This window comes from Arthrobacter sp. JCM 19049, assembly GCF_001310435.1.
This window is the reverse complement of the sequence record NZ_BAXF01000813.1, coordinates 1-732: the sequence shown is the minus strand read 5'-3', so window position 1 is coordinate 732 and position 732 is coordinate 1. Positions and strand designations below refer to the sequence as shown.

Here is a 732-nt window from a genome sequence, read left to right as displayed (position 1 = left end):
CCTGGGCCAGGGCGTGCCAGCTGGCCTTGCGGGTGTTTTCCCGCTCGGTGTGCCGCAGCCGGGCCAGCAGCTCCCCCAGGGAGCCGTTGGCCCGCAGCGAGGCCCGGTTGCGCAGAATGGCCAGCACGCGTTCGTTGACCTGCAGCCGGTGCTCCAGCTGCTCGGTGGTGCTGCGCCCCTCGATGCGGCGGATCAGCGGAACAATGACAATGAGCATCAGCAGCAGCGCGCCCAGTCCCGCATACCCGAAGGTCGGCTGGATCAGGAAGAGCACCACGGTGCCCAGCAGCCAGACGATCAGGGCCTGCAGGGGCGGGAAGACCACCCGGGTCAGCAGGTCGCGCAGTTCATCGACCTCGGCCAGGAAGAAGCGCAGCACCACCGGGGAACGGGAGACAACGCCCCAGCTGGCGGGCTTGGCCACCATGGCGTTCCAGATCTTTTCCCGCAGCTCGGCCGCGTACCCCAGCACCGCGTCGTGGATGGCCAGCTGCTCCAGGTAGCGCAGCGCCGCCCGGCCAATGCCCAGGGCGCGCACGCTCACGATCGCCACCATCAGGTGCAGCACCGGGGGCATGTAGCTGGCCTTGACGATCAGCCAGCCGCTGACCGCGGAGAGGGCCACGGCGAAGAGCACCGACAGCACCCCCAGCAGCACGGCCTTGCGGGCCCCGGTGTAACGGGTCAGCAGATCCCGCACCGGGGTGAATCCGGTCGCCCGCTGGCCGCGCG

General features: G+C 70.1%; 1 protein-coding gene. It reads right to left on the bottom strand.

All coding sequences use genetic code 11. The features are described from left to right. Nucleotides 1-700: ABC transporter transmembrane domain-containing protein (locus JCM19049_RS16460; RefSeq protein ID WP_279403457.1), on the bottom strand; the 700-nt coding region annotated here is incomplete at its 3' end. Between the last annotated feature and the right edge of the window lie 32 nt (nucleotides 701-732).